Source organism: Klebsiella pneumoniae subsp. pneumoniae HS11286 (assembly GCF_000240185.1).
In the GTDB taxonomy this organism is placed as follows: Bacteria; Pseudomonadota; Gammaproteobacteria; order Enterobacterales; family Enterobacteriaceae; genus Klebsiella; species Klebsiella pneumoniae.
On sequence record NC_016845.1, the window covers coordinates 69,298 to 92,291 of the forward strand.

General features: G+C 57.9%; 23 protein-coding genes. 10 read left to right on the top strand and 13 right to left on the bottom strand.

Features of this window, described 5'->3' with window-relative positions; genetic code table 11:
- Window positions 1-126: 126 nt before the first annotated feature.
- Together KPHS_00640 and KPHS_00650 are read right to left on the bottom strand one after the other, a co-directional pair.
- Complete coding sequence (locus KPHS_00640; RefSeq protein ID YP_005224364.1) at window positions 127-1,386, bottom strand: L-rhamnose isomerase; 1,260 nt, start codon at window positions 1,384-1,386, stop codon at window positions 127-129.
- Complete coding sequence (locus tag KPHS_00650) at window positions 1,383-2,849, bottom strand: rhamnulokinase (RefSeq protein YP_005224365.1); 1,467 nt, start codon at window positions 2,847-2,849, stop codon at window positions 1,383-1,385. The genes KPHS_00640 and KPHS_00650 overlap by 4 nt, the downstream gene beginning before the upstream one ends.
- 310 nt (window positions 2,850-3,159) lie before the next feature.
- Here KPHS_00650 and KPHS_00660 point away from each other — a divergent pair, with 310 nt between their 5' ends.
- Both KPHS_00660 and KPHS_00670 read left to right on the top strand, forming a co-directional pair.
- Complete coding sequence (locus KPHS_00660; protein ID YP_005224366.1) at window positions 3,160-3,996, top strand: transcriptional activator RhaS; 837 nt, start codon at window positions 3,160-3,162, stop codon at window positions 3,994-3,996.
- Between the two features lie 73 nt (window positions 3,997-4,069).
- The gene (locus KPHS_00670; protein ID YP_005224367.1) at window positions 4,070-4,915 is read left to right on the top strand and encodes a rhaRS operon positive regulator; all 846 of its coding nucleotides are present in this window, start codon (window positions 4,070-4,072) and stop codon (window positions 4,913-4,915) included.
- A 32-nt stretch (window positions 4,916-4,947) separates the two neighbouring features.
- Here the strand turns inward: KPHS_00670 and KPHS_00680 are convergent, their stop codons facing one another.
- Window positions 4,948-5,982, bottom strand: coding sequence for a rhamnose-proton symporter (locus KPHS_00680; RefSeq protein YP_005224368.1), 1,035 nt, complete (start codon window positions 5,980-5,982; stop codon window positions 4,948-4,950).
- 289 nt (window positions 5,983-6,271) lie between these two features.
- Between KPHS_00680 and KPHS_00690 the strand changes: the two genes are divergently transcribed.
- Both KPHS_00690 and KPHS_00700 read left to right on the top strand, forming a co-directional pair.
- Window positions 6,272-6,892, top strand: a complete 621-nt coding sequence (locus KPHS_00690; protein YP_005224369.1) for a superoxide dismutase — start codon at window positions 6,272-6,274, stop codon at window positions 6,890-6,892.
- Window positions 6,893-6,964: 72 nt separating this feature from the next.
- Window positions 6,965-7,639 carry a 6-N-hydroxylaminopurine resistance protein gene (locus KPHS_00700; protein ID YP_005224370.1) on the top strand — a complete coding sequence of 225 codons (675 nt, stop codon included), beginning with the start codon at window positions 6,965-6,967 and terminating at the stop codon, window positions 7,637-7,639.
- A gap of 67 nt (window positions 7,640-7,706) precedes the next feature.
- Here the strand turns inward: KPHS_00700 and KPHS_00710 are convergent, their stop codons facing one another.
- Complete coding sequence (locus KPHS_00710) at window positions 7,707-9,068, bottom strand: two-component sensor protein (RefSeq protein ID YP_005224371.1); 1,362 nt, start codon at window positions 9,066-9,068, stop codon at window positions 7,707-7,709.
- A gap of 8 nt (window positions 9,069-9,076) precedes the next feature.
- Window positions 9,077-9,775 carry a DNA-binding transcriptional regulator CpxR gene (locus KPHS_00720; RefSeq protein YP_005224372.1) on the bottom strand — a complete coding sequence of 233 codons (699 nt, stop codon included), beginning with the start codon at window positions 9,773-9,775 and terminating at the stop codon, window positions 9,077-9,079.
- A 149-nt stretch (window positions 9,776-9,924) separates the two neighbouring features.
- Between KPHS_00720 and KPHS_00730 the strand changes: the two genes are divergently transcribed.
- The 3 genes from KPHS_00730 to KPHS_00750 all read left to right on the top strand — a co-directional run bounded on the left by KPHS_00730 (window position 9,925) and on the right by KPHS_00750 (window position 12,648).
- Window positions 9,925-10,428 carry a periplasmic repressor of stress-related two-component regulatory system gene (locus KPHS_00730; protein ID YP_005224373.1) on the top strand — a complete coding sequence of 168 codons (504 nt, stop codon included), beginning with the start codon at window positions 9,925-9,927 and terminating at the stop codon, window positions 10,426-10,428.
- A 158-nt stretch (window positions 10,429-10,586) separates the two neighbouring features.
- Window positions 10,587-11,489: a ferrous iron efflux protein F gene (locus KPHS_00740; protein ID YP_005224374.1), complete on the top strand. Its 903-nt coding sequence runs from the start codon at window positions 10,587-10,589 to the stop codon at window positions 11,487-11,489.
- A 196-nt stretch (window positions 11,490-11,685) separates the two neighbouring features.
- Window positions 11,686-12,648, top strand: a complete 963-nt coding sequence (locus tag KPHS_00750) for a 6-phosphofructokinase (RefSeq protein YP_005224375.1) — start codon at window positions 11,686-11,688, stop codon at window positions 12,646-12,648.
- Between the two features lie 61 nt (window positions 12,649-12,709).
- Here the strand turns inward: KPHS_00750 and KPHS_00760 are convergent, their stop codons facing one another.
- The 6 genes from KPHS_00760 to KPHS_00810 form a co-directional block, all read right to left on the bottom strand.
- A complete protein-coding gene (locus KPHS_00760) occupies window positions 12,710-13,057 on the bottom strand; it encodes a ribonuclease activity regulator protein RraA (protein ID YP_005224376.1) in 348 nt (115 codons plus the stop codon).
- Between the two features lie 230 nt (window positions 13,058-13,287).
- Complete coding sequence (locus tag KPHS_00770; RefSeq protein YP_005224377.1) at window positions 13,288-14,208, bottom strand: 1,4-dihydroxy-2-naphthoate octaprenyltransferase; 921 nt, start codon at window positions 14,206-14,208, stop codon at window positions 13,288-13,290.
- A 69-nt stretch (window positions 14,209-14,277) separates the two neighbouring features.
- Complete coding sequence (locus KPHS_00780; RefSeq protein YP_005224378.1) at window positions 14,278-15,612, bottom strand: ATP-dependent protease ATP-binding subunit; 1,335 nt, start codon at window positions 15,610-15,612, stop codon at window positions 14,278-14,280.
- Window positions 15,613-15,621: 9 nt separating this feature from the next.
- Window positions 15,622-16,152 (bottom strand): ATP-dependent protease peptidase subunit, encoded by a 531-nt coding sequence (locus KPHS_00790; protein YP_005224379.1) that lies wholly within the window; start codon window positions 16,150-16,152, stop codon window positions 15,622-15,624.
- Between the two features lie 91 nt (window positions 16,153-16,243).
- Complete coding sequence (locus KPHS_00800; protein YP_005224380.1) at window positions 16,244-17,098, bottom strand: essential cell division protein; 855 nt, start codon at window positions 17,096-17,098, stop codon at window positions 16,244-16,246.
- A 207-nt stretch (window positions 17,099-17,305) separates the two neighbouring features.
- Window positions 17,306-18,334: a DNA-binding transcriptional dual regulator gene (locus KPHS_00810; protein YP_005224381.1), complete on the bottom strand. Its 1,029-nt coding sequence runs from the start codon at window positions 18,332-18,334 to the stop codon at window positions 17,306-17,308.
- Between KPHS_00810 and KPHS_00820 the strand changes: the two genes are divergently transcribed.
- On the top strand, window positions 18,324-18,455 hold the full coding sequence (locus KPHS_00820; protein ID YP_005224382.1) for a hypothetical protein: 132 nt from the start codon (window positions 18,324-18,326) through the stop codon (window positions 18,453-18,455). The genes KPHS_00810 and KPHS_00820 overlap by 11 nt on opposite strands.
- 29 nt (window positions 18,456-18,484) lie before the next feature.
- On the opposite strand, the gene KPHS_00830 is transcribed toward KPHS_00820, so the two are convergent.
- Window positions 18,485-20,680 carry a primosome assembly protein PriA gene (locus KPHS_00830; RefSeq protein YP_005224383.1) on the bottom strand — a complete coding sequence of 732 codons (2,196 nt, stop codon included), beginning with the start codon at window positions 20,678-20,680 and terminating at the stop codon, window positions 18,485-18,487.
- Window positions 20,681-20,995: 315 nt separating this feature from the next.
- On the opposite strand from KPHS_00830, the gene KPHS_00840 reads away from it, so the two are divergent.
- Window positions 20,996-21,145 (top strand): 50S ribosomal protein L31, encoded by a 150-nt coding sequence (locus KPHS_00840; RefSeq protein YP_005224384.1) that lies wholly within the window; start codon window positions 20,996-20,998, stop codon window positions 21,143-21,145.
- A gap of 101 nt (window positions 21,146-21,246) precedes the next feature.
- Here the strand turns inward: KPHS_00840 and KPHS_00850 are convergent, their stop codons facing one another.
- Entirely contained in the window at window positions 21,247-21,564 is a 318-nt protein-coding gene (locus KPHS_00850) for a transcriptional repressor for methionine biosynthesis (protein ID YP_005224385.1), read from the bottom strand.
- A gap of 267 nt (window positions 21,565-21,831) precedes the next feature.
- Here KPHS_00850 and KPHS_00860 point away from each other — a divergent pair, with 267 nt between their 5' ends.
- On the top strand, window positions 21,832-22,992 hold the full coding sequence (locus KPHS_00860) for a cystathionine beta-lyase (protein YP_005224386.1): 1,161 nt from the start codon (window positions 21,832-21,834) through the stop codon (window positions 22,990-22,992).
- Window positions 22,993-22,994: the final 2 nt, after the last annotated feature.

Consider the following 22,994-nt stretch of genomic DNA (forward strand, 5'->3'; position numbering starts at 1 on the left):
GGTGCGGGGTTGACCCCCTCACCCTAAATATGTGCGTGCCCCCGGATTGCGCCGTAAACGGCTTATCCGGGCTACCGGTTCGTAGCCCGGGTAAGGCGTCAGCCGCGACCCGGGGAAGCTCGTGCATTACCCGCGCTGGCTCAGAACCGCATTCTCATAAGCCCGTACGCTGTCCAGCCACTGGCTGCCCGCCGGCGTGTCGTGACGCTGACAGTACATCTCCCAGATGGCCTGCCACGGCAGCGATTTTTGCTCTTCGAGCAGCGCCAGGCGGGCGGTGTAATCGCCGTCGTTCTCCAGCTGGCGCAGCTGGGCGGTCGGTTCCAGCAGGGCGCGCAGCAGCGCTTTTTTCATATTGCGGGTGCCAATCACCCAGGCCGCGATGCGGTTGATGGAGGCATCGAAGAAGTCGAGGCCGATGTGCACGCGGTCAAACAGGTTATGGCGAATGATTTCGCTGGCGATGGCCTGGGTTTCATCATCCAGCAGCACCACGTGGTCGCTGTCCCAGCGCACCGGGCGGCTGACGTGCAGCAGCAGGCGCGGGATGTAGAGCATGGCGGCGGAGATCTTGTCGGAGATCACTTCCGTCGGATGGAAGTGGCCGGCATCGAGGCACAGCGCCGTCTGACGGCTGGTGGCGTAACCCATATAGAACTCGTTGGAGCCGACGGTGTAGCTTTCGGCGCCGATGCCGAACAGCTTGCTCTCCACGGCGTCGATATGGTGCGCCGGGTCGAGCTTCTCGCTGATCACCTCATCAAGGGCGTTCAGCAGCCGCTGGCGCGGGGCGAAGCGGTCAACGGTTATATCCTTCATGCCGTCCGGCACCCAGATATTCATCACCGACGGCGTGCCCAGCTGTTCGCCAAAATAAGCGGATACGCGGCGGCTGGCTTTGCAGTGGTCGATCCAGAACTGGCGGATCTCATCGTTGGCGTGCGACAGGGTAAAGCCGTCGGCGCTCAGCGGATGCGAGAAGCAGGAGGGGTTGAAATCCAGCCCCAGTTTGTTGGCTTTCGCCCACGTAACCCAGTTTTTAAAGTGCTCCGGCTTAATCTCATTGCGCGCTACCGGCGCGTCGGATTCCAGGTAAATAGCGTGCAGATTGAGACGCTTTGGCCCCGGGATCAGGCTCAGCGCCTGCTCAAGGTCAGCGCGGAGTTCTTCTGCATTGCGCGCTTTGCCCGGGTAGTTGCCGGTCGCCTGGATGCCGCCTGTCAGGCTTCCCGCCGGGTTTTCGAAACCGGCGACGTCGTCACCCTGCCAGCAGTGCATGGAGACGGGCAGACGGTCCAGCTGGCGCAGGGCCTCCTCGACATCCACGCCGACGGCGGCGTAGCGCTGCTTAGCAATTTCCCAGGCTTGTTCAAGTTGAGTGGTCATGCGCAAAGCTCCTTGGTCTGTTGTGGCTGAAACTGCGCCACGAAACGGGCAATTTCACTATCAGGATTGGGGGTAAAAGTGGTGAGCGCCGCGTTGCCGCGCACTACCTGACGAAACTCATCGACATTGGCCAGCTCGTCGAGGGTCATTAACTGGATGCCGATATTGCCGAGGGTGGAGGCCTCTATCGGGCCGGCCACGACGGCGATCCCGCAGGCGTCAGCGCACAGCTGGTTGAGCAGCGTGTTCTGACAGCCGCCGCCGACGATATGCAGCTGGCTGAAGGGGTGGCCGCGCAGCGCCGCCAGCTCGTTAAGCACCCGGGCGTAGAGCAGCGCCAGGCTGTCGAAAATGCAGCGCGCCAGTTCGGCATCGCTTTCAGGAACCGGCTGCCCGGCGTCGCGACAGGCGGCCTGGATCTCGGCGCTCATACTGGCCGGGTTGATAAAGCGGTCATCGTTGCAGTCAATTATGAAGCGGCACGCCGGTAGCGCGGCGGTGCGGGCGATCAGCCCCTGCAGGTCGCTGACGTTTTGCTCTTTTAGCACCCGCTGCAGCAGCCACAGGCCCATGATATTTTTCAGCACCCGATAGCGGCCTTCGGCTCCGCCTTCGTTGGTGATATTGGCCTGCAGCGCCGCGTCGCAGGTGTACGGCGTCAGGCTTTCAAACCCCATCAGCGACCAGGTGCCGGAGGAGAGATAGGCGGCATGGCGGTCGGCCAGCGGGGAGGCGATCACCGCGCTGGCGGTGTCGTGGCTGGCGACAGCGACTACCGGAATTCGGTTACCCTGCGGGCAGATCCAGTGGCCTATCACATTGCCGGGGTGGGTCGGCTTTCCGAACCACGCCAACGGCGCGCCGGTCCAGTTCAGCAGCGTCTCATCCCAGCTATCGCTGTTAATATTGACCAGCTGGGTGGTGGTGGCGTTGGTATATTCCCAGTTCAGATTGCCGGTCAGGCGGAAGCTGAAATAGTCGGGGATCAGCAGGGCATGGGCAGCCTGACTGACCAGCTCCGGCTGCTGCTCCACCAGCGCGCGCAGCTGATAAAGCGTGTTAAACGGCAAAAACTGAATGCCGCTGCGGCGATAGATTTCCGCCCGGCCCAGCTGCGCTTCAGCGTGACGCAGCAGGCCCTGGGTGCGGTCGTCACGATAGGAGATCGGCAGCCCGACGCGCTGGCCCTGCTTATCCAGCAGGACATAATCTACCCCCCAGGTATCGATGCCGATACTGTCTATCAGAATGCCCTGCTCACACACTTTCTCCAGCCCGCGGCGGATCTCGCCTTCCAGGCTATCTACATCCCAGCAGTCGAAGCCGTCTACTTTCTGCAGACTATTGGTGAAGCGATGAATTTCGCGCAGCGTCAGGGCGCGCGGCCCGGGCTGATAGCTGGCGAGCATCACCCGCCCGCTGGAGGCGCCTAAATCGACAGCGACACAATGACGAATACTCATGAAACGATCCTTCTTAAAATCATTGTCCGCAGTCTAAAAAAGGCCGTTTACTGACACCTTCTCGCTACGGACAGCCAAAACTGGCCGCTGGCAAGAAAGCAAAGGTGACCGTGAGGGACATCACAGTTTGCGGTTTTAGGGGATGGCGAGGGGGATGTGATGGCCTCCGCAGTTCCGCATCTTTCCGGCTGATTCTTGAAAAAGCGGCAGGATTTACGAATTTCGCGGTCAAAAATTGAAGGCCGGATAGCCAACCCTTCATTACTATCAGCCGGTGACTGATAATTTTTCTCATTACGAGGGTGGCATCATGACCATATTGCACAGTACGGATTTCTTTAAGGCCGGGATCTCGACGGTGGCTATTGAACCCCGCCTCCCTCAGTCGGCCTTTCCGGAACATCACCATGATTTCCATGAAATAGTTATCGTGGAGCAGGGATCGGGTATTCACGTCTTCAATGGCCAGCCCTACACCATTGGCGGCGGTTCGGTCTGTTTTATCCGCGATCACGACCGCCATCTTTACGAGCACACGGATAATCTGTGTCTGACCAATGTGCTCTATCGCGCGCCGGATGCGTTTCGCTTTCTCGCCGGGGTCAGTCAACTACTGCCCCAGGAACAGGAAGGAAACTACCCCTCGCACTGGCGGGTGAATCAAACCGTCCTGCAACAGGTGCGGCATATCGTGGCGCAGATCGAGGCCGTGGGGAGCGATACGGATACTCATGCCGTCGCCAGCCGTGAGATCCTGTTTATGCAGCTGCTGGTGCTGTTACGTAAAAGCAGCCTTGCGGAAGAGGCCACCAACAACGATGCGCGGCTGAATCAGCTGTTGGCCTGGCTCGAAGACCATTTTGCGCAGGAGATCTGCTGGGAGGAGGTGGCGGCGCAGTTTTCGCTGTCGCTGCGTACGCTGCACCGCCAGCTGAAGCAGCAGACCGGTCTGACGCCACAGCGCTATCTTAATCGGGTGCGCCTGATGAAAGCCCGCCACCTGCTGCGCCACAGCGATGAAAGCGTGACTGATATCGCTTATCGCTGCGGCTTCGGCGACAGTAACCACTTTTCGACGCTTTTTCGCCGGGAGTTCGACTGGTCGCCGCGCGATATCCGCCAGGGGCGCGACGCCATTCTTCAGTAACGCGAGAAGAGTCAACGTATTGCAGACTAAAAACGCGAATAATGCGCCGTTATCCGCGTTTGGAGTGTGAGCCGTGGCCGGTCTGATTTTACGTAAAGAGGAGTTTTTCCCTTCCGCCACACAGGCAGTGGCGGTGGCAGACCGCTACCCGCAAAATGTCTTTGCCGAACATACCCATGAGTTCTGCGAGCTGGTGCTGGTGTGGCGAGGCAACGGGCTGCACGTCCTTAACGATCGTCCCTGGCGCATTACCCGCGGCGATCTGTTCTACATTCGCGCCGAAGATAAACACTCCTATGCTTCCGTTAACGATCTGGTTCTGCAGAACATCATCTATTGCCCGGAGCGGCTGCAGCTCAATTTTGACTGGGCCGGGGCGATCCCTGGCCTCTTCGGTACGCCGTGGAAGCCCCACTGGCGCATGGGCAGCACAGGTATGGCGCAGGCGCGCCAGGTGATTAGCCAGCTTGAGCATGAGTGCGCCCGGCGCGACGCGCAGGGAAATGCGATGGCCGAACTGCTTTTTGCCCAGCTGGCGCTGACGTTGCAGCGCCATCGCTACGCGACGGATGATCCCGCGGCGACGCAGCGCGAAGCGCTGCTGGACAAACTGCTGGCCGCGCTGGCGGCCAGCCTCAGCCGCCCCTTTGTTCTGGAGCGTTTCTGCGAGCAGGAGGGCGGCAGCGAGCGGGCGCTTCGCCAGCAGTTTCGCCAGCAAACCGGGATGACCATCAATCACTATTTACGCCAGCTGCGGATCTGCCATGCGCAGTATCTGCTGCAGCATACCGAGCGCTTAATCGGCGATATCGCCATGCAGTGCGGCTTTGAGGACAGTAACTACTTTTCGGTGGTTTTTAGCCGGGAAATCGGCATGTCGCCGGGGCAGTGGCGGCAGCGCAGTCGCGCCGCCGCCTGAAGAGCGTCGTTGTCAGGCAGATGATCCGGTGATTAACTGGCCATTCCCAGACCGACGATATTGGCGGCGATGATAATCACCACGCAGCCGAGGCTCAGGACGCTCACCGGACGACGGCCGGCGTTGTTCCACTCCTTCAGCACCAGACCCACCACACCGCCGCACAGCACGTAGAAACTCATGTGCAGCATCCAGCTCATATAATCATACTGCGCCGGAATGCTGGCGTGGCCCCAGGCATAGAAGAAGAACTGGAGATACCACATCAGACCGCCGAGGGCGGAGAGCAGAAGGTTGCTGATGATAAGCGGTTTGGCCAGCGAGAAATCGGCTTTGACTGACAGGTTCTTCACTTTCGCCAGACGAATAAAGCAGAAGCCAAGGTTAACCAGCGCCCCGCCGCCCATAATCACCACGTAGCTTGGCAGCGCTGCGTACAGCGGGTCGACGCCGAGCGCCGCGGCGGCATCATGCATCGGTTTGGCGGCGTTCATCGCGAACGACATCCCTGCGGAGAAGATACCGCACATTACCGCCAGCAGAAGCCCTTTCTTCAGATTGAACTCTTCGGCTTTGATGCCCATTTTGCGCTCTTTCAGCTGGCCTGCGCGGGTGACGATGCCGACGCCAATCACCGCCACCAGCACGCCGAGCAGCGTCATTTGACCGCCCTGGGTGTGCATCAGCACTGCAAACTGACCGTTAATAATCGGCGTCATCAGCGTGCCGACAATCAGCGTGATGCCAATGGCGATGCCAATCCCCATCGACATGCCAAGATAGCGCATGGTCAGGCCATAGTTGATATTACCAATGCCCCACATGGCGCCGAACAGAAAGACCGGCAGCAGCGTGGAGGCGCTAAAAGAGCGGTAGTAGGCCCAGAAGTCGGGTAACAGCGTGGCGCTGATGGCCCAGGGCAGAATCAGCCAGGAGACGATCCCCCCGACCGACCACATGGTTTCCCACGACCAGTGTTTTACTTTCTTGAACGGGGCATAGAAACAGGCGGCACTGGCGGCCCCTATCAAATGCCAAAAAATACCCATCGTAATCGCGTGGTTCATTGATTTTATCCTCATCTTTTTTTATCGGAGACGGCGGCTTCCGATGGGATGAGTGTAAAAATTGGCCGCTTTGGCCGCCTTCAGGACGTTGCCACAGGATGGCTAACCCTGGCAACCATGGGCTTAATTAGTTGTTCTACATCACAAAACGACGGGTATTTCTTCTGGTTATATCCATATGAAAAATACGGCATTGATAAGCATTTTCAATACCATTTAATTAACTATAATGGACAAACTGCTTACGCGGCGTTAACACTTGAGCCGCTCGACAATAATGGAGATGATTATGAGCTATACCCTGCCATCCCTGCCTTACGCTTACGATGCTCTGGAACCGCACTTCGACAAGCAGACGATGGAGATCCATCACACTAAACACCACCAGACCTACGTGAACAATGCCAACGCCGCGCTGGAAAGCCTGCCGGAGTTCGCTAACCTGTCCGCTGAAGAGCTGATTACCAAGCTGGATCAGCTGCCGGCTGACAAAAAAACCGTACTGCGTAACAACGCCGGCGGCCACGCGAACCACAGCCTGTTCTGGAAAGGCCTGAAAACCGGTACCACCCTGCAGGGCGACCTGAAAGCGGCTATCGAGCGCGATTTCGGTTCCGTGGAGAACTTCAAAGCGGAATTCGAAAAAGCCGCTGCTACCCGTTTCGGCTCCGGCTGGGCGTGGCTGGTCCTGAAAGGTGATAAACTGGCCGTTGTCTCCACCGCCAACCAGGATTCCCCGCTGATGGGCGAAGCCATTTCCGGCGCTTCCGGCTTCCCGATTATCGGCCTGGACGTCTGGGAACACGCTTACTACCTGAAATTCCAGAACCGCCGCCCGGACTACATCAAAGCCTTCTGGGACGTAGTGAACTGGGACGAAGCTGCAGCGCGTTTTGCCGCCAAAAAATAAGGTTGCATTGCGCTAAAAGAGAAGCGAGTCTGATGACTCGCTTTTTTTATATCTGTAGCAAGGAGAGCAGCCATGCATTATCCGGTGAATGTCTTTGTCGGCAAAATCAGGGACTACGCGGGCAGTCGCCCCAGCGCGATCGACAAAATCCAGGTCGACGGAGAATTGCAGCTCGGCGATCTCGGTCTCGATGGGGACCAGCAGGCGGAGAAGAAAATCCACGGCGGGCCGGACCGCGCGCTGTGTCATTATCCGCGCGAACACTATGCCGACTGGATCCGTGACTTCCCCCAGCAGGCCGAGCGGTTCTGCGCGCCGGCGTTCGGCGAAAACCTCTCCACCACCGGGCTTACCGAGCAAAACGTTTATATCGGCGATATCTTTCGCTGGGGCGAGGCGCTGATCCAGGTCACCCAGCCGCGATCGCCGTGCTTCAAGCTCAACTTTCATTTTGCGATCAATGATATGGCGCAGCTGATGCAAAACAGCGGAAAAACCGGCTGGCTGTACCGGGTGATTGCCGGAGGGCAAGTTTCCAGCGATGCGCCGCTCGAGCTGGTTTCCCGGCTGAGTGATGTCAGCGTTCATGAGGCCGGGGCGATTGCCTGGCAGATGCCGTTTGATGATGATCAGTACCACCGCTTATTGTCGGCAGCGGGCCTGTCTGTTAGCTGGAGCCGAACGATGCAGAAACGGCGTTTAAGCGGCAAGATAGAGGATAGTTCGCGGAGATTATGGGGGAAATAATCCCCCATATTAAGTATTCCCGGGGATGCTCCCGGCGCAGCGCCGCACAGCGCAGGCCGGGTCGGCGTCAGGTTCGTTTATACAGCGGCAGCCAGATTGTTAAACGCAGACCACCCAGCGGGCTGTCGTCGGCCTTCACCCAGCCGCGGTGCTGCTGAATAGCGGTTTCGACAATCGCCAGCCCCAGGCCGGTGCCGCCGGACTCGCGGTCGCGCGCCTCGTCGGTCCGGTAGAATGGCCGGAAAATCTGTTCGCGATCCTCCGGGCTGACTCCCGGGCCGTCGTCATCGACGTTAACCGTAATCCCGTCTTTATCCACCGAGAAGCTGACGGAAATTTTCGTATGCGAGTAGCGCAGGGCGTTGCGCACGATATTCTCCAGCGCGCTTTCCAGCGCATTAGGGTTACCGTACAGCGGCCATGGGCCCGGCGGATACTCAACGGTGAAAGATTTCCCCATCTGCTCAGCTTCAAAGGCCGCATTGTCCAACACTTCGTTCCATAGCTGATTGGCTTTCACCGTCTCGCTGACCAGGGCGTTTTTCGCCTGATTGCGCGACATCACCAGCAGGTCGTTGATCATGCTGTCCAGCCGGTGCGCTTCGGTTTCGATACGCTCCAGCTCCTTGCTCTCTCCGCTGCGGCGACGCAGCAGGGCGGTACCCAATTGCAGGCGCGTAAGCGGCGTGCGCAGCTCGTGCGAGATATCGGACAGCAGCCGCTGCTGGCTGGTCATCATCCGCTCCAGGGCCGTCACCATCTGGTTAAAACTGGCGCCAGCGGCTAAAAACTCCTGCGGCCCGGCTTCCAGCTCCGGATGCTGGCGCAGGTTGCCCTGGGCGACTTCATCGGCGGCATTTTTCAGCTTACGCGCCGGTTTCGCCAGGCTCCACGCCAGCCACAGCAGCAGCGGGGCGCTGACCAGCATCGTGACGATCAGCAGCAGCAGCGGCCGGTCAAACAGCAGGTTGATAAAGTCGGATTGTGAGGTGCTGGCGGGACGAATCAGATAGAGCTGATAGTTATCCTCCCCGTCCCGGACGGAAAACGGGCCCACCATTTCCAGGCGGCCATAGCGTTTTTTCTGCGGATGATCGGCGTTATCGGCCTGGCCGATAAAGTTACGAATGATCTGCATTTCGTTGCGTTCTGCGCCGATCACGCGGCCTTCGCTGGTCACCAGCAGCAGGCGTTGTCCCGGAGGCGCCCATTTATCGATGGCGCGAAACAAACGACGCCACCACATCAGGTCGTTTGGCGGATCGTTGGCCAGCTCGGCCTCGACGTGCTGCTCGATCATGATGCCCTGACGCTGCTCGCTTTCCAGCAGCTCGGTCATCTGCCGGGAATCCAGTTTGGGCAACATCAGCACCAGCATCAACACCAGCGCCAGCGTGAGCCAGAAGATGGCGAAGATGCGTGCAGTCAAACTTCCAATCATGAAGCGGAAACCATCAGATACCCGCGGCCACGCAGCGTTTTAAACCACGGATGGCCATCTTTGCGCTCCGGCAGCTTACGCCGCAGGTTGGAAATATGCATATCGATGGCGCGGTCGAACGGCGTCAGGCGCTTGCCTAACACTTCCTGGCTTAAATGCTCACGGGAGACTACCTGACCGAGATGCTGCGCTAACAGATAGAGCAGGGTGAACTCGGTGCCGGTGAGCTCCAGCGTCTGGCCATCGAAATTGGCTTCCTGGCGGCCCGGATTGAGGCTTAAGGCATCCACTTCCAGGGTTGGTGAGCCGGCTTCGGTCGTCTGCTGCTGCTCGCTCCAGTGGGAACGGCGCAGAATCGCGCGTATACGGGCCACCAGCTCGCGATCGTTGAATGGCTTAGGCAAATAGTCATCCGCGCCCAGCTCGAGGCCGAGAACGCGATCCAGCTCGCTTCCGCGCGCTGTTAGCATGATAACCGGAGTCTGGTGTGTCTGACGCAGCTCTTTCAGCGTATCGATACCGTTTTTCTTCGGCATCATCACGTCGAGCAGCAATAAATCAACGCTGTCGTCCAGAAGGGCCAGCGCCTGTTCCCCATCATGGGCCACCAGCACGTTAAAACCTTCCATATCGAGCAGCTCTTTTAACAGGGAGGTGAGCTCCCGGTCATCATCAACTAACAGGATTTTATTCATTGTTTAAATACCTCCGAGGCAGAAATTACGTCATCAAGGCCCGCTAATCCATGACTTTACGTTGTTTTACACCCCCTGACGCATGTTTGCAGCCTGAATCGTAGACTGTCTCTCGTTGAATCGCGACACAAACGTTTTGGGAGTATGTGATGCGCAATGTTATCGCTGCCGTCATGGCCTCAACGCTGGCGCTAAGTGCATATAGCCAGGCCGCTGAAGTCGTTACCAGCGTTAACTGGCTCCCCGGAGACGACGGGGGACAGCGCGGTAGCCAAAGCCATATGTTTGACGGCATAAGTTTAACCGAGCAGCAACGTCAGCAGTTACGGGATCTTATGCAACGGGCACGCCACGACAGGCTCCCCGTTAATGTTAGCGAAATGGAGACAATGCATCGCCTTGTCACCGCAGAAAATTTTGATGAAAACGCTGTGCGCGCTCAGGCAGAAAAGATGGCGCAGGAACAGGTTGCCCGCCAGGTCGAGATGGCTAAGGTTCGCAACCAGATGTACCACCTGCTTACGCCAGAGCAGCAAGCGGTTTTAAATGCTAAGCACCAGCAGCGTATGGATCAGTTGCGTGAGGTTGCAAGGATGCAGAAAGGCTCAGCGATGATGCTTTCGAGTAGTAGCAACACCCTGCAACCCCAGTAACAAACCCTGTTTTCCTTGCCATAGACACCATCCCTGTCTTCCCCCACATGATGTGGGGGTTTTTTTTGCCCTTTTTACGGTAAATCAACTCCTTCGCCTATCCCGTGAGCGTCACAAGTTCGGGTTATACTAAGCGAATTGCAGGAGAAGGAGCCTATATGAATCAATCTTATGGCCGGTTGGTCAGTCGCGCCGCTATCGCCGCGACGGCTATGGCCTCCGCGTTACTTTTGATCAAAATTTTTGCGTGGTGGTATACCGGTTCTGTCAGTATTCTGGCTGCGCTGGTGGATTCGCTGGTGGACATTGCCGCCTCGCTGACCAACCTGCTGGTGGTTCGCTATTCGCTACAGCCTGCTGATGAAGAACATACCTTTGGTCATGGCAAAGCGGAGTCGCTGGCGGCGCTGGCGCAAAGCATGTTTATCTCCGGCTCGGCGCTGTTCCTGTTTCTCACCGGCATTCAGCACCTGGTGCGTCCGGAGCCGCTGCAGGCCGCCGGCGTCGGGGTCGTCGTCACATTGATCGCCCTCGTTAGTACGCTGGCGCTGGTGACTTTCCAGCGCTGGGTGGTGCGAAAAACCCAGAGCCAGGCGGTGCGGGCGGATATGCTTCATTATCAGTCTGATGTTATGATGAACGGCGCCATTCTGGTGGCGCTGGGCCTCTCCTGGTACGGCTGGCATCGCGCCGACGCGTTGTTTGCCCTGGGGATTGGCATCTATATTTTATATAGCGCGCTGCGGATGGGCTATGAGGCGGTTCAGTCACTACTCGACCGCGCCTTGCCTGACGAGGAGCGTCAGGACATTATCACCATCGTGACCGCATGGCCCGGCATCCGCGGGGCGCACGATCTACGAACGCGGCAGTCAGGGCCGACCCGCTTTATTCAGATTCATTTGGAAATGGAAGATAACCTCCCGCTGGTGCAAGCCCACGTGATTGCAGACCAGGTGGAGCAGGCGATTCTGCGCCGTTTCCCGGGGTCCGATGTCATTATCCATCAGGATCCCAGCTCTGTGGTGCCAGCGGCGCAGCAGGGCTTTTTTGAGCGTTAGGTTATAGTCTGTAAACTCGATGTAAAAATGTGGGGCAGATCGGCATTTTTTGTATAAATTACCGCCGTTTGGTCTGACCTGAATCAATTCAGCTTGAGGCGTTTGATATACTATTGTCATTAGCGTCGTGCACTCCTGGTGAGGGAGCGCTTCAGGCAACAGAATTATTTTTTGCTTCCTAAGTTCAGAGGTAGTCATGATTAAGAAAATCGGTGTGTTGACAAGTGGCGGTGATGCGCCGGGCATGAACGCAGCAATTCGTGGCGTTGTGCGCGCGGCATTAACGGAAGGTCTGGAAGTTTTTGGAATCTATGACGGTTACCTCGGATTGTATGAAGACCGTATGGTTCAGCTCGACCGTTACAGCGTTTCCGACATGATCAACCGCGGCGGTACCTTCCTGGGCTCCGCTCGCTTCCCGGAATTCCGCGAAGAACACATCCGCGCTGTGGCTATCGAAAACATGAAGAAGCGCGGCCTGGACGCGCTGGTGGTTATCGGCGGTGACGGTTCCTATATGGGGGCGATGCGCCTGACCGAGATGGGCTTCCCATGCATCGGCCTGCCGGGCACTATCGACAACGATATCAAAGGCACTGACTACACCATCGGCTTCTTTACTGCCCTGAGCACCGTGGTGGAAGCGATTGACCGTTTGCGCGACACCTCCTCTTCGCACCAGCGTATCTCCGTGGTGGAAGTGATGGGCCGTTACTGTGGCGACCTGACCCTGGCGGCGGCGATTGCCGGCGGCTGTGAGTTCATCATGGTGCCTGAAGTGGAATATACCCGTGACGATCTGGTGGCAGAAATCAAAGCCGGTATCGCGAAAGGGAAAAAACACGCTATCGTGGCCATCACCGAGCACATGTGCGACGTTGACGAGCTGGCAAGCTACATCGAGAAAGAGACTGGCCGTGAAACTCGCGCCACCGTCCTCGGCCACATTCAGCGCGGCGGTTCCCCGGTTCCTTACGACCGCATCCTGGCTTCCCGCATGGGCGCCTATGCGATTGAGCTGCTGCTGCAGGGCCATGGCGGCCGTTGCGTCGGCATCCAGAACGAGAAGCTGGTGCACCACGACATAATCGATGCCATCGAGAACATGAAGCGTCCGTTCAAGAACGACTGGCTGGATTGCGCGAAGAAACTGTACTAAGTTACGCGCCGAATAAACAAAAGGCCTTCTCATGGAGAAGGCCTTTTTTATGGCGGAAGGTTTATTCGATATCCAGCGGGTCTTCCGACAGGATCATCCCGGTGTTATCGGCATACAGATGGTCGCCGGAGAAGAAAGTCACCCCGCCGAAATTGACGCGCACGTCGCTTTCGCCGATGCCTTCGCCAGCCGCGCCGACCGGAATCGCCGCCAGCGCCTGAATACCAATGTCCAGTTCCTCAAGGTCGTCAACCTGGCGCACCGCGCCATAGACCACCAACCCTTCCCATTCATTCTGGACGGCCAGACGCGCCAGGTCAGCGTCAATTAACGCGCGTCGTACTGAGCCGCCGCCGTCGATCAGGAGAATATGACCACGGCCATTCTGCTCGAGCAGATCGTAGAGCAACCCGTTATCCTCGAAACATTTAACCGTAATGATCTGTCCACCAAACGACGACCGTCCTCCAAAGTTAGAGAACAGCGGTTCCACGACGTTGACATCTTCCTGGTAGATGTCACAAAGCTCGGAAGTATCGTATTTCATAGGCTTAACGTTCAGTTGCTGCGAGAGTTTTTAGTATATCCCGCGAATCGCATTGTTGGCAAAATCATCAATTGTTAATTGATATTTGTCAGTTAAGCCATCAGCTTACTGGCAATAATTCCGATAACAAACAGCAGGTTGGTTAGTAAAGCCCCTTTGACCGTCTTTTCGAGCATTGGCCGCATCGCCAGCGGATCGGATTCGCGCAGGACGTAGCGCGCCTGTTTCACCAGCAGCGGCGTGGCGAGAATAAACAGCCAGCCCCAGGCTGAATGCAGCGCCAGCAGGTTAAACAGCGCCAGACACAGCAGGGCGCCGAGCAGCAGGCAGGCATGATAGCGGCGGGCATTGACCGGGCCCAGGCGCACGGCGAGGGTGTTCTTCCCGTTCTGCCGGTCGCTGTCGATATCGCGCAGATTATTGATGTTCAGCACGGCGGTCGCCAGCAGACCGCAGGCTGTCGCCGGCAGAAAAATGGCCGCTTCCACATTATGGGCTTGCAGATACCAGCTGCCGAGGACGCTCAGCCAGCCGAAGAAAACGAGTACTGAGATATCACCCAGACCAATATATCCATACGGACGGGTGCCCACCGTGTAGGTGATGGCGGCCACGATAGACAGGCCTCCCAGGGCGAGGAAGCCGATGAAATCGCCGACGCTCTGCCAGGCGGCGCACAGCAGCGCCAGACCAAACAGGCAGATGAGTACGACGGTGACGATCAGGGCGCGCTTCATCTGCTGGGGGGTAATCACCCCTTTCTGCATCCCGCGCAGCGGCCCGATGCGATCCGGTTTATCGCTCCCCTTAACCGCGTCGCCGTAGTCATTGGCGAGGTTGGAAAGAATTTGCAGCAAGCCGGCAGTGATCAGCGCCAGCAGGGCAACCCAGGGATCAAAATGGCCCTGCTCCCAGGCAAGGACGGTGCCAACAATAATCGCGGCAAATGCCAGCGGTAACGTTTTAGGACGCAGGCTTTCCAGCCACGCCTGTGAACGGCTGATATCAGTCATAGTTATTTTAGCCAATAAAAATGGGGGCGATAGCCCCCATCAACAGTGATGAAAATGCATTGCACCGGATTATAGGATAAAACGGCTCAGATCTTCATCTGCCACCAGAACATCCAGGTGTTTACTCACATATTCGGCATCGATAGTGACGGTCTGGCCGTTCATCTCGCTGGCATCATAGGAGATATCTTCCACCAGGCGCTCCAGCACGGTGTGCAGGCGACGCGCACCGATGTTCTCGGTGGTTTCGTTTACCTGCCATGCGGCCTGGGCGATGCGCTTGATGCCGTCTTCGGTGAATTCGATGTTCACCCCTTCGGTCGCCATCAGCGCCTTGTACTGCACGGTGATGGAGGCATTCGGCTCGGTCAGGATGCGCTCGAAGTCGTGGGTGGTCAGCGCCTTCAGCTCAACGCGGATCGGCAGACGCCCCTGCAGTTCCGGGATCAGATCGGATGGGCTGGCCACCTGGAATGCGCCGGAGGCGATAAACAGGATGTGGTCGGTCTTGACCATCCCATGTTTGGTGGAGACGGTGCAGCCTTCCACCAGCGGCAGCAGGTCGCGCTGTACGCCTTCGCGGGAGACGTCCGGGCCGGAGGTGTTGCCGCCGCGCTTACAGATTTTGTCAATTTCGTCGATAAAGACGATACCGTGCTGCTCTACAGCGTCGATGGCTTCCTGCTTCAGCTCTTCCGGATTGACTAGTTTGGCCGCTTCTTCTTCAATCAGCAGCTTCATCGCGTCTTTGATTTTCAGCTTACGCGGTTTCTGCTTCTGGCCGCCGAGGTTCTGGAACATAGACTGCAGCTGGCTGGTCATCTCTTCCATGCCCGGAGGGGACATGATTTCAACGCCCATCGGCGCCGCAGCGAGATCGATTTCAATCTCTTTATCGTCCAGCTGGCCTTCACGCAGTTTTTTACGGAACGCCTGGCGCGCTGCAGACGGTTCCTGCGACGGCTCAGTCTGGCCCCAGTTGTTCTTCGCCGGTGGGATCAGCACGTCAAGCACGCGCTCTTCCGCCAGCTCTTCCGCGCGGTAACGGTTCTTATCGATGGACTGCATGCGAACCATTTTGATCGCCGCATCGGTCAAATCGCGGATGATGGAGTCCACTTCTTTACCGACATAGCCCACTTCGGTGAACTTCGTCGCTTCAACTTTGATAAACGGCGCGTTAGCCAGTTTTGCCAGACGACGGGCGATTTCGGTTTTACCGACGCCGGTTGGGCCGATCATCAGAATGTTTTTCGGCGTGACTTCATGACGCAGCTCTTCGTTAAGCTGCATCCGACGCCAGCGGTTACGCAGGGCGATAGCAACAGAACGCTTGGCGGCGTCCTGACCGATAATGTGTTTGTCCAGTTCGCTGACAATTTCGCGTGGGGTCATTTCAGACATGGGAGATCCTTACGCTTTAGAAGGTAATTCTTCGATGGTGTGGAAATGGTTGGTATAGATGCAGATATCACCTGCAATATCCAACGCTTTCTCGGCGATGTCGCGCGCGCCCATATCGGTATTTTCCAACAGCGCGCGGGCCGCGGCCTGGGCGTAAGGACCGCCGGAGCCGATAGCAATCAAATCGTTTTCCGGCTGTACCACGTCACCGTTACCGGTGATGATAAGCGACGCGTTTTCGTCCGCGACGGCCAGCAGCGCTTCCAGTTTGCGCAACATCCGGTCAGTTCGCCAGTCTTTGGCCAGCTCAACGGCGGCCTTCACCAGATGGCCCTGGTGCATTTCCAGTTTACGTTCAAACAGTTCGAACAGCGTGAAGGCGTCGGCGGTGCCGCCAGCGAAACCGGCAATCACTTTGTCGTTGTACAGACGACGCACTTTCTTCACATTGCCCTTCATCACGGTGTTGCCCAGCGTGGCCTGGCCATCACCGGCAATAACAACATGGCCGTTACGGCGAACACTTACAATTGTAGTCACGAGCAGACCCCTTGGTTGCAAAAGCGGAACAGGGGCCCCGCGCTGTCCGCGGGGCCGAATGCAATTATAGATGGGGGGGATTTTGAGGGTTTCAACCCCTGGCGGCGAGACGAATGCAGTTCGCGTGTCCAGCCATCTTCAGGCGGGTGATCATCTCGTTGGCGCTTTCTTTGCCTTTCAACGGGCCAATAACCACGCGGTTCCAGCCGTTGTTAGTGGTAATGTGCGAAGCAAACCCTTCGAAAGCCAGCTGAGCGCGGACGGTTTCGGCCTGCTCGGCGCCTTTAAAAGAGCCGCACTGGATCATCCAGCTACGATCGTCTTTCTTCTCGGCGGTGGTTTTCGGCGCTTCTTCCACCCGAGTTACCGGCGCCGCGGCCTGGGTACGCGGCTGCGTGGTATTGGTATGCGCTGGCGTCTGCAGCAGATCCTGGTACGGCTGCTGGTTTGACGCGGTCTGCTTCGGTTGTTGCTGCTGAACCGGCTTCGGCTGCTGAACGCGCGGCGGCTGCTGTTGGACGGTCTGCGCCTGAGTCTGCGCCCACTGTTGCTGCTGCGCCTGCTGCTGTTGCTGCGCTAAACGCTGACGCTGAAGCGTCTGCTGGCGCTGCGCCGGCGTTTGTTCGTTCCACGGCACTTCGGTCAGCTGGGTCGGCTGCTGGCGCATATCGGCCTGCATCTGGGCGAGCAGCTGGCGCTGCTCGTCGGTCAGCTGTTCCGGTTTCATGACTTCGCCACCGGCGGTCGGTTCGGTCGGCGCGCGGACGCCAGGCTGGCGGCTTTCCAGCTCTTTAATATAGCGCCAGCGCTCTTCCGGTTTGGGCGGCAAGCCGTTGCCGGCGGCCTGGCGATTTTGCATCGCTTCCGCTTCTTCTTTCTTATGATGCGTAATGAAATAGAGGCCACCGATAAAGGCCACCAGCACAGCCGCCGCGATCGCCACCATCGCCGGTGAAATCGCCGGAAGGCTGCTTTGCTTATTCCTTGAGCTTCGGGTCGTGCTCTTTTTGCGCCGCGAAGAAGCCGGTTGGCTGCGGCGTACATAATCTCGTTGTGCCACTATCGTTTCGCTGTCTTATATTCGTTCGTCAGCCCGCCATGTTACTTAAGCGGCGGGCCTTTGACCAGAAGAGCAGGCCCGAAAGCCTGATGGTTATCGTCTGATTTTTTGCGTACTGCCGCGAACAATCAGTTCGCAATCGAGCAGACGCGAGCCGCTGTTCACGTTATGCCCCTGCATTTGCTCCAGTAATAGCAGCATTCCTTCACGGCCGATATCAAACCGTGGCTGTGAAACCGTGGTCAACGGCGGATCGCAAAATTCAGACAACGCGATGTTATCGAAGCCGACAATTGACAGGTCGTCCGGCACTTTCAGACCGCGACGTTTTGCCAGCGATAAGGCGCCCAGCGCCATCACATCGCTATGGCAAAAGACCGCCGTGGGCGGCACCGGCTGCGCCAGCAGCTGCTCCAGCGCATTGGCGCCGGCTTCGAAGGTAAAGTTGCCGCGAGCAATATAGTGCGGATCGACGGTGATACCGCTGCGGCGCAGCGCCTGCACATAACCCTGCAGGCGATAATGGCACAACGGCATATCTTCCGGGCCGGCGATACAGCCGATACGCTGATGTCCCAGCTCGTGGAGATAATTTACCGCGTTAAAGGCCGCCGTCAGGTTATCGATATGGACGGTGGGCAGCTCCAGCTCCGGCGCAAACTCATTCGACATGACCATTGGCGGCAAATTGCGCTGCTCTTCCACGCTGGCGTCAAACGGCAGGCGCGAGCTGAGCAGCACCATGCCGTCGATCTGCTTGGTGATGATAAGGTCGATAAAGGTTTTTTCTTTCTGATTCTGGTGGGCGCAATCGCCGATTAACACCAGATAGCCGTGCTCGGCGGCAGTGACTTCAATACCGCGGATCACTTCACTAAAGAAGGGATCGCAGATATCCGGGACGATCACGAGGATCGTCCGCGATTCGTTGCGCTTCATATTGCGTCCGAGCGACTGCGGTAAATAGCCGACTTCCAGCGCCGCCTGCTCGACCCGGTTACGGGTGGCTTGCGACACCTTATCAGGGTTCATCAACGCTCGGGACACGGTTGCCGTGGAAACGTTTGCCTTGAGGGCGACGTCTTTCATGGTGGCGGCAACCACTTGTTTTTTGGGCTTCACCTGGTTTCTCCTCGCTGAATGGCGCTGGCATTTCCCTTGGGCGCTAACTGCTGCATCATTTTTATCAGATAGTCGCGGCAGTGAGTTACAGAATTTTCATGAAAAACGTGATGCTTGTTAAATTTTTCGATCCGGCTCGCAAGAGAAGGCTTATCCTTCAATCGGATCGACATCCAGCACCCACTTCACTTTTCTCGCCTCCGGAAGCGTATTGATCAGCGCCAGCGTACCGCTAACGATATGTTGCAGACGCACCCGCGAAGGATGCTGCAGCAATATTTGCCAGCGCCAGCGGCCGCCGCGCTTTGGCGCCAGCGCCGGAACCGGACCGAGCACCCATAGCTTTTCGTCGGCCAGCGGGCTGGCCTGCAGCAGATTGCGCAGCTGTTGTAAAAACAGCGGCGCCTGCTGGTTGTTATGGTCTTCCGCACGAATCAGCACATGGCTGGTCCACGGCGGCAGCTGCATCGTCTGCCGCTCTGCCAGCGCCTGTTCGGCAAAGGCGTCGTAGCCTTTATACAGCAGGGTCTGCAGTAGAGGGTGTTCCGGATGGTGGGTTTGAAGAATGACCTCGCCCTGTTTTCCTGCCCGGCCCGCTCGTCCGGAGACCTGGGTATAAAGCTGAGCGAAACGCTCTGCGGAGCGGAAATCAGCGGAAAACAGCGCCCCGTCGACATCCAGTAGGGAGACGAGAGTGACGTCCGGGAAGTGGTGCCCTTTGGCCAGCATTTGGGTGCCAATCAGAATACGCGCCCCGCCGCGATGGACGGCGGCGAGATGCTCCTCCAGCGCTCCTTTGCGGCTGGTGGTATCGCGGTCGATACGCGAGATAGGCACCTCAGGGAACAGCGGCGCCAGGGCCTGCTCCAGCTGCTCGGTGCCGATCCCTACCGGCACCAGATGCGTGGAGCCGCAGGAAGGACACTGGCGCGGGATCGGGCGCTGGCTGTCGCAATGGTGGCAGCGCAGATGGTGCTGCGCCTGGTGCAACGTATAGTAACTGTCGCAGCGCGGGCATTCCGCTATCCAGCCGCAATCGTGGCACAGCAGCGCTGGCGCAAAGCCGCGGCGGTTAAGAAACAGGATCACCTGGTTATCCGCTTGCAGGTGCTGGCGCATACGGCTAATCAGCGCGGGAGACAGGCCCGCCTGCAGCGGTTGCCCTTTGAGATCGAGCACGTGCTGCTGGGCCGGGCGCGCATTGCCCGCGCGTTTGCTTAAGGTTAACTGGCGGTATTTACCCTGGCGGACGTTATGCAGAGTCTCCAGCGCCGGCGTCGCCGAGCCGAGAATTATCGGGATCTGCTCGCTGTGGGCGCGCCATACCGCCAGGTCGCGGGCATGGTAGCGCCAGCCTTCCTGCTGCTTGTAGGAGCTGTCATGCTCTTCGTCGATGACGATGACGCCGAGATCTTTAAATGGGGTAAACAGCGAGGAGCGGGTGCCGATCACAATGGCCGCTTCGCCATTTTTCGCCTTCAGCCAGGCCGAGAGACGTTCGCTGTCATTGAGCCCGGAGTGCAGCACTTCCACCGGCGCGTTAAAGCGCTGGCGAAATCGGGCGATGGTTTGCGGCGTCAGGCCGATCTCCGGCACCATCACCAGCGCCTGGCGCCCCTGCGCCAGCACATTCTCCAGCACGCTCAAATAGACTTCCGTTTTCCCGGAGCCGGTAATACCCGCCAGCAGCCAGGCGGAGAAACGATCGGCGGCGCTGTGGATCGCCCCGACGGCGGTGGCCTGCTCGGTATTCAGGCGCAGGCGTTCGCCGGCAACCGAATACGCGCTGCGCCAGTCGGTGAGGGCGGGCGCTTCGCAGGCCAGTTCCGCCAGCCCTTTGCCGCGCAGCGCCTGCAGCGCCGCTTCATTGAATTCCAGTTCGCCAACCTGATGACGCCAGATTTTGCCCTGGCGCAGCGCCGCCAGCGCCTGCTGCTGCTTCCGGGAGCGTTTCAGACCGTTAAGGTCGACAACCTGCCCCTGCTCGGTGGCGAACCAGTACCACAGCGGCGTGGCGCTGGCGGGTTTGCCCTGGCGCAGCATAACGGGTAATGCATGGAACAGCACATCGCCGATCGGGTGATGGTAATACTCAGCCGCCCACATCAGCAGTCGCCAGACAGTCGTGGAGAAGACCGGCTCGTTGTCCAGCGCTTCGGCGACCGGTTTTAGCTCATCCAGCGGCAGTTCGCTGCGCTCGCTCACCGCCGCGACAATGCCGATCCGCTCCTGTTTGCCGAACGGCACCCGCACCCGACAGCCCGCTTTGACCGCCATGCCTTCAGGCAGCAGGTAGTCAAAAGTGCGCGGTAGCGGAACGGGTAGGGCAACGTGGGCGACGGACATGTCATCTTCCTGACTTGAAATCTGGCGGGATAGTATACACATTACGATAAGGCGGCGCGGATCAGTTTGCATATGCTGGTCAAATTCTGTATGATTCGCCGCCTTTGATGCGCTTTATATCGCATTGAAGATTGACCATTACCGCGTGCTTCACGCTGTCAGCAGCGTAGAAGGCGACGGGAAATTACTAATATCGCGTGGTGTCTGGCGTTAGGGCTGGAAGAGCGACGCGGCCTTAACTGAGGTTCTCCCATGAAAAAAGGTATTCACCCAAATTACGACGAAATTACTGCTACCTGTTCTTGCGGTAATGTCATGAAAATCCGCTCCACCGTTGGTCACGACCTGAACCTCGACGTGTGCGGCAAATGCCACCCGTTCTTCACCGGCAAACAGCGTGATGTTGCTACCGGTGGCCGTGTTGACCGCTTCAACAAGCGCTTCAGCATCCCGGGCAGCAAGTAAGTTGCCAGAAGAAGCCGCCTCAGGGCGGCTTTTTTGTCTCTCCCGCCTGCCTGGGCGGGAAAGAAAAAAGGGCGGAAGATTATTCCGCCCTTTTTATCGTCTCAGTATTCCCACGTATCCGGGTCGATTCCCAGTTCACGCATAATCGCTTTCGCCGCTTCCGGGATCTCATCGCTGCGCTCTTTACGCAGGTCTTCATCGTTAGGCAACGGTTGTCCGGTAAAGGCATGCAGAAACGCTTCGCACAGCAGCTCGCTGTTGGTCGCGTGACGCAGGTTATTCACCTGACGACGCGTGCGTTCATCGGTGAGGATTTTTAACACCTTCAGAGGAATGGAAACCGTAATTTTCTTTACTTGTTCACTCTTCTTACCGTGCTCAGCGTATGGGCTGATATATTCGCCGCTCCATTCAGCCATGAGATACCTTAATCCTCTGTTTATTAGTGAAGGGCCAGAATATTCCGCCCGGGCTATAATTGCGCGTAGTTTACCGTATGCGCGGGCTTTCTGACATGAGATAAGCCGCCGACGACGTGCGCTAATGCATATAATTTTAACGGCTATTTGCACTTTGCTCAATCTATACGCAAAGAAGTTTAGATGTCCAGATGTATTGACGTCTATTGTGACAATGATTACTCTGGAGCCTGACTTTTCACCGATTCAGCCCAGGAACTTCCCAACATGACGCGTAAACAGGCCACCATCGCAGTGCGTAGCGGTTTAAATGACGACGAGCAGTACGGTTGCGTTGTCCCGCCGATTCACCTCTCCAGTACCTATAACTTCACCGGCTTTAATGAACCGCGCGCCCACGACTACTCCCGTCGTGGCAATCCGACGCGCGATGTGGTGCAGCGCGCCTTAGCGGAGCTGGAGGGCGGCGCCGGCGCGGTGCTGACCAATACCGGAATGTCGGCGATCCTGCTGGTGACGACGGTGTTCCTTAAACCGGGCGATCTGCTGGTGGCGCCGCACGACTGCTACGGCGGCAGCTACCGTCTGTTCGACAGCCTGGCGAAGCGCGGCTGCTATCGCGTCCAGTTTGTCGATCAAAGCGATGAGCAGGCGCTGCGGGCGGCGCTGGCGGAAAAACCGAAGCTGGTGTTGGTGGAAAGCCCAAGTAATCCATTGCTGCGGGTGGTGGATATTGCGAAAATCTGTGGTCTGGCGCGTGAGGCCGGGGCAATTAGCGTGGTGGACAACACCTTCCTGAGCCCGGCGTTGCAAAACCCGCTGGCGCTGGGCGCCGATCTGGTGCTGCATTCCTGTACCAAATACCTCAATGGTCACTCCGATGTGGTGGCCGGGGTGGTGATTGCCAAAGATCCAACAACTGTCACCGAACTGGCATGGTGGGCGAATAATATTGGCGTCACCGGCAGCGCCTTCGACAGCTATCTGCTGTTGCGCGGGCTGCGGACGCTGTCTCCACGGATGGAAGTGGCGCAGCGAAATGCCCTGGCGATCGTTGAGTATCTGAAAACCCAGCCGCTGGTGAAAAAGCTGTATCATCCATCGCTGCCGGAAAACCAGGGGCATGAAATTGCGGCGCGTCAGCAAAAAGGTTTTGGCGCAATGTTAAGCTTCGAGCTTGACGGTGACGAGCAGACGCTGCGCCGTTTTCTGAGCGGGCTGTCGCTGTTTACACTGGCGGAATCGCTGGGGGGCGTTGAAAGCCTGATTTCCCATGCGGCAACGATGACGCATGCCGGCATGGCGCCTGAAGCGCGTGCCGCCGCCGGAATTTCAGAAACGCTCCTGCGTATATCGACCGGTATTGAAGATGGTGAAGATTTAATTGCCGACCTGGAAAATGGCTTCCGGGCAGCAAACGAGGAATAAAG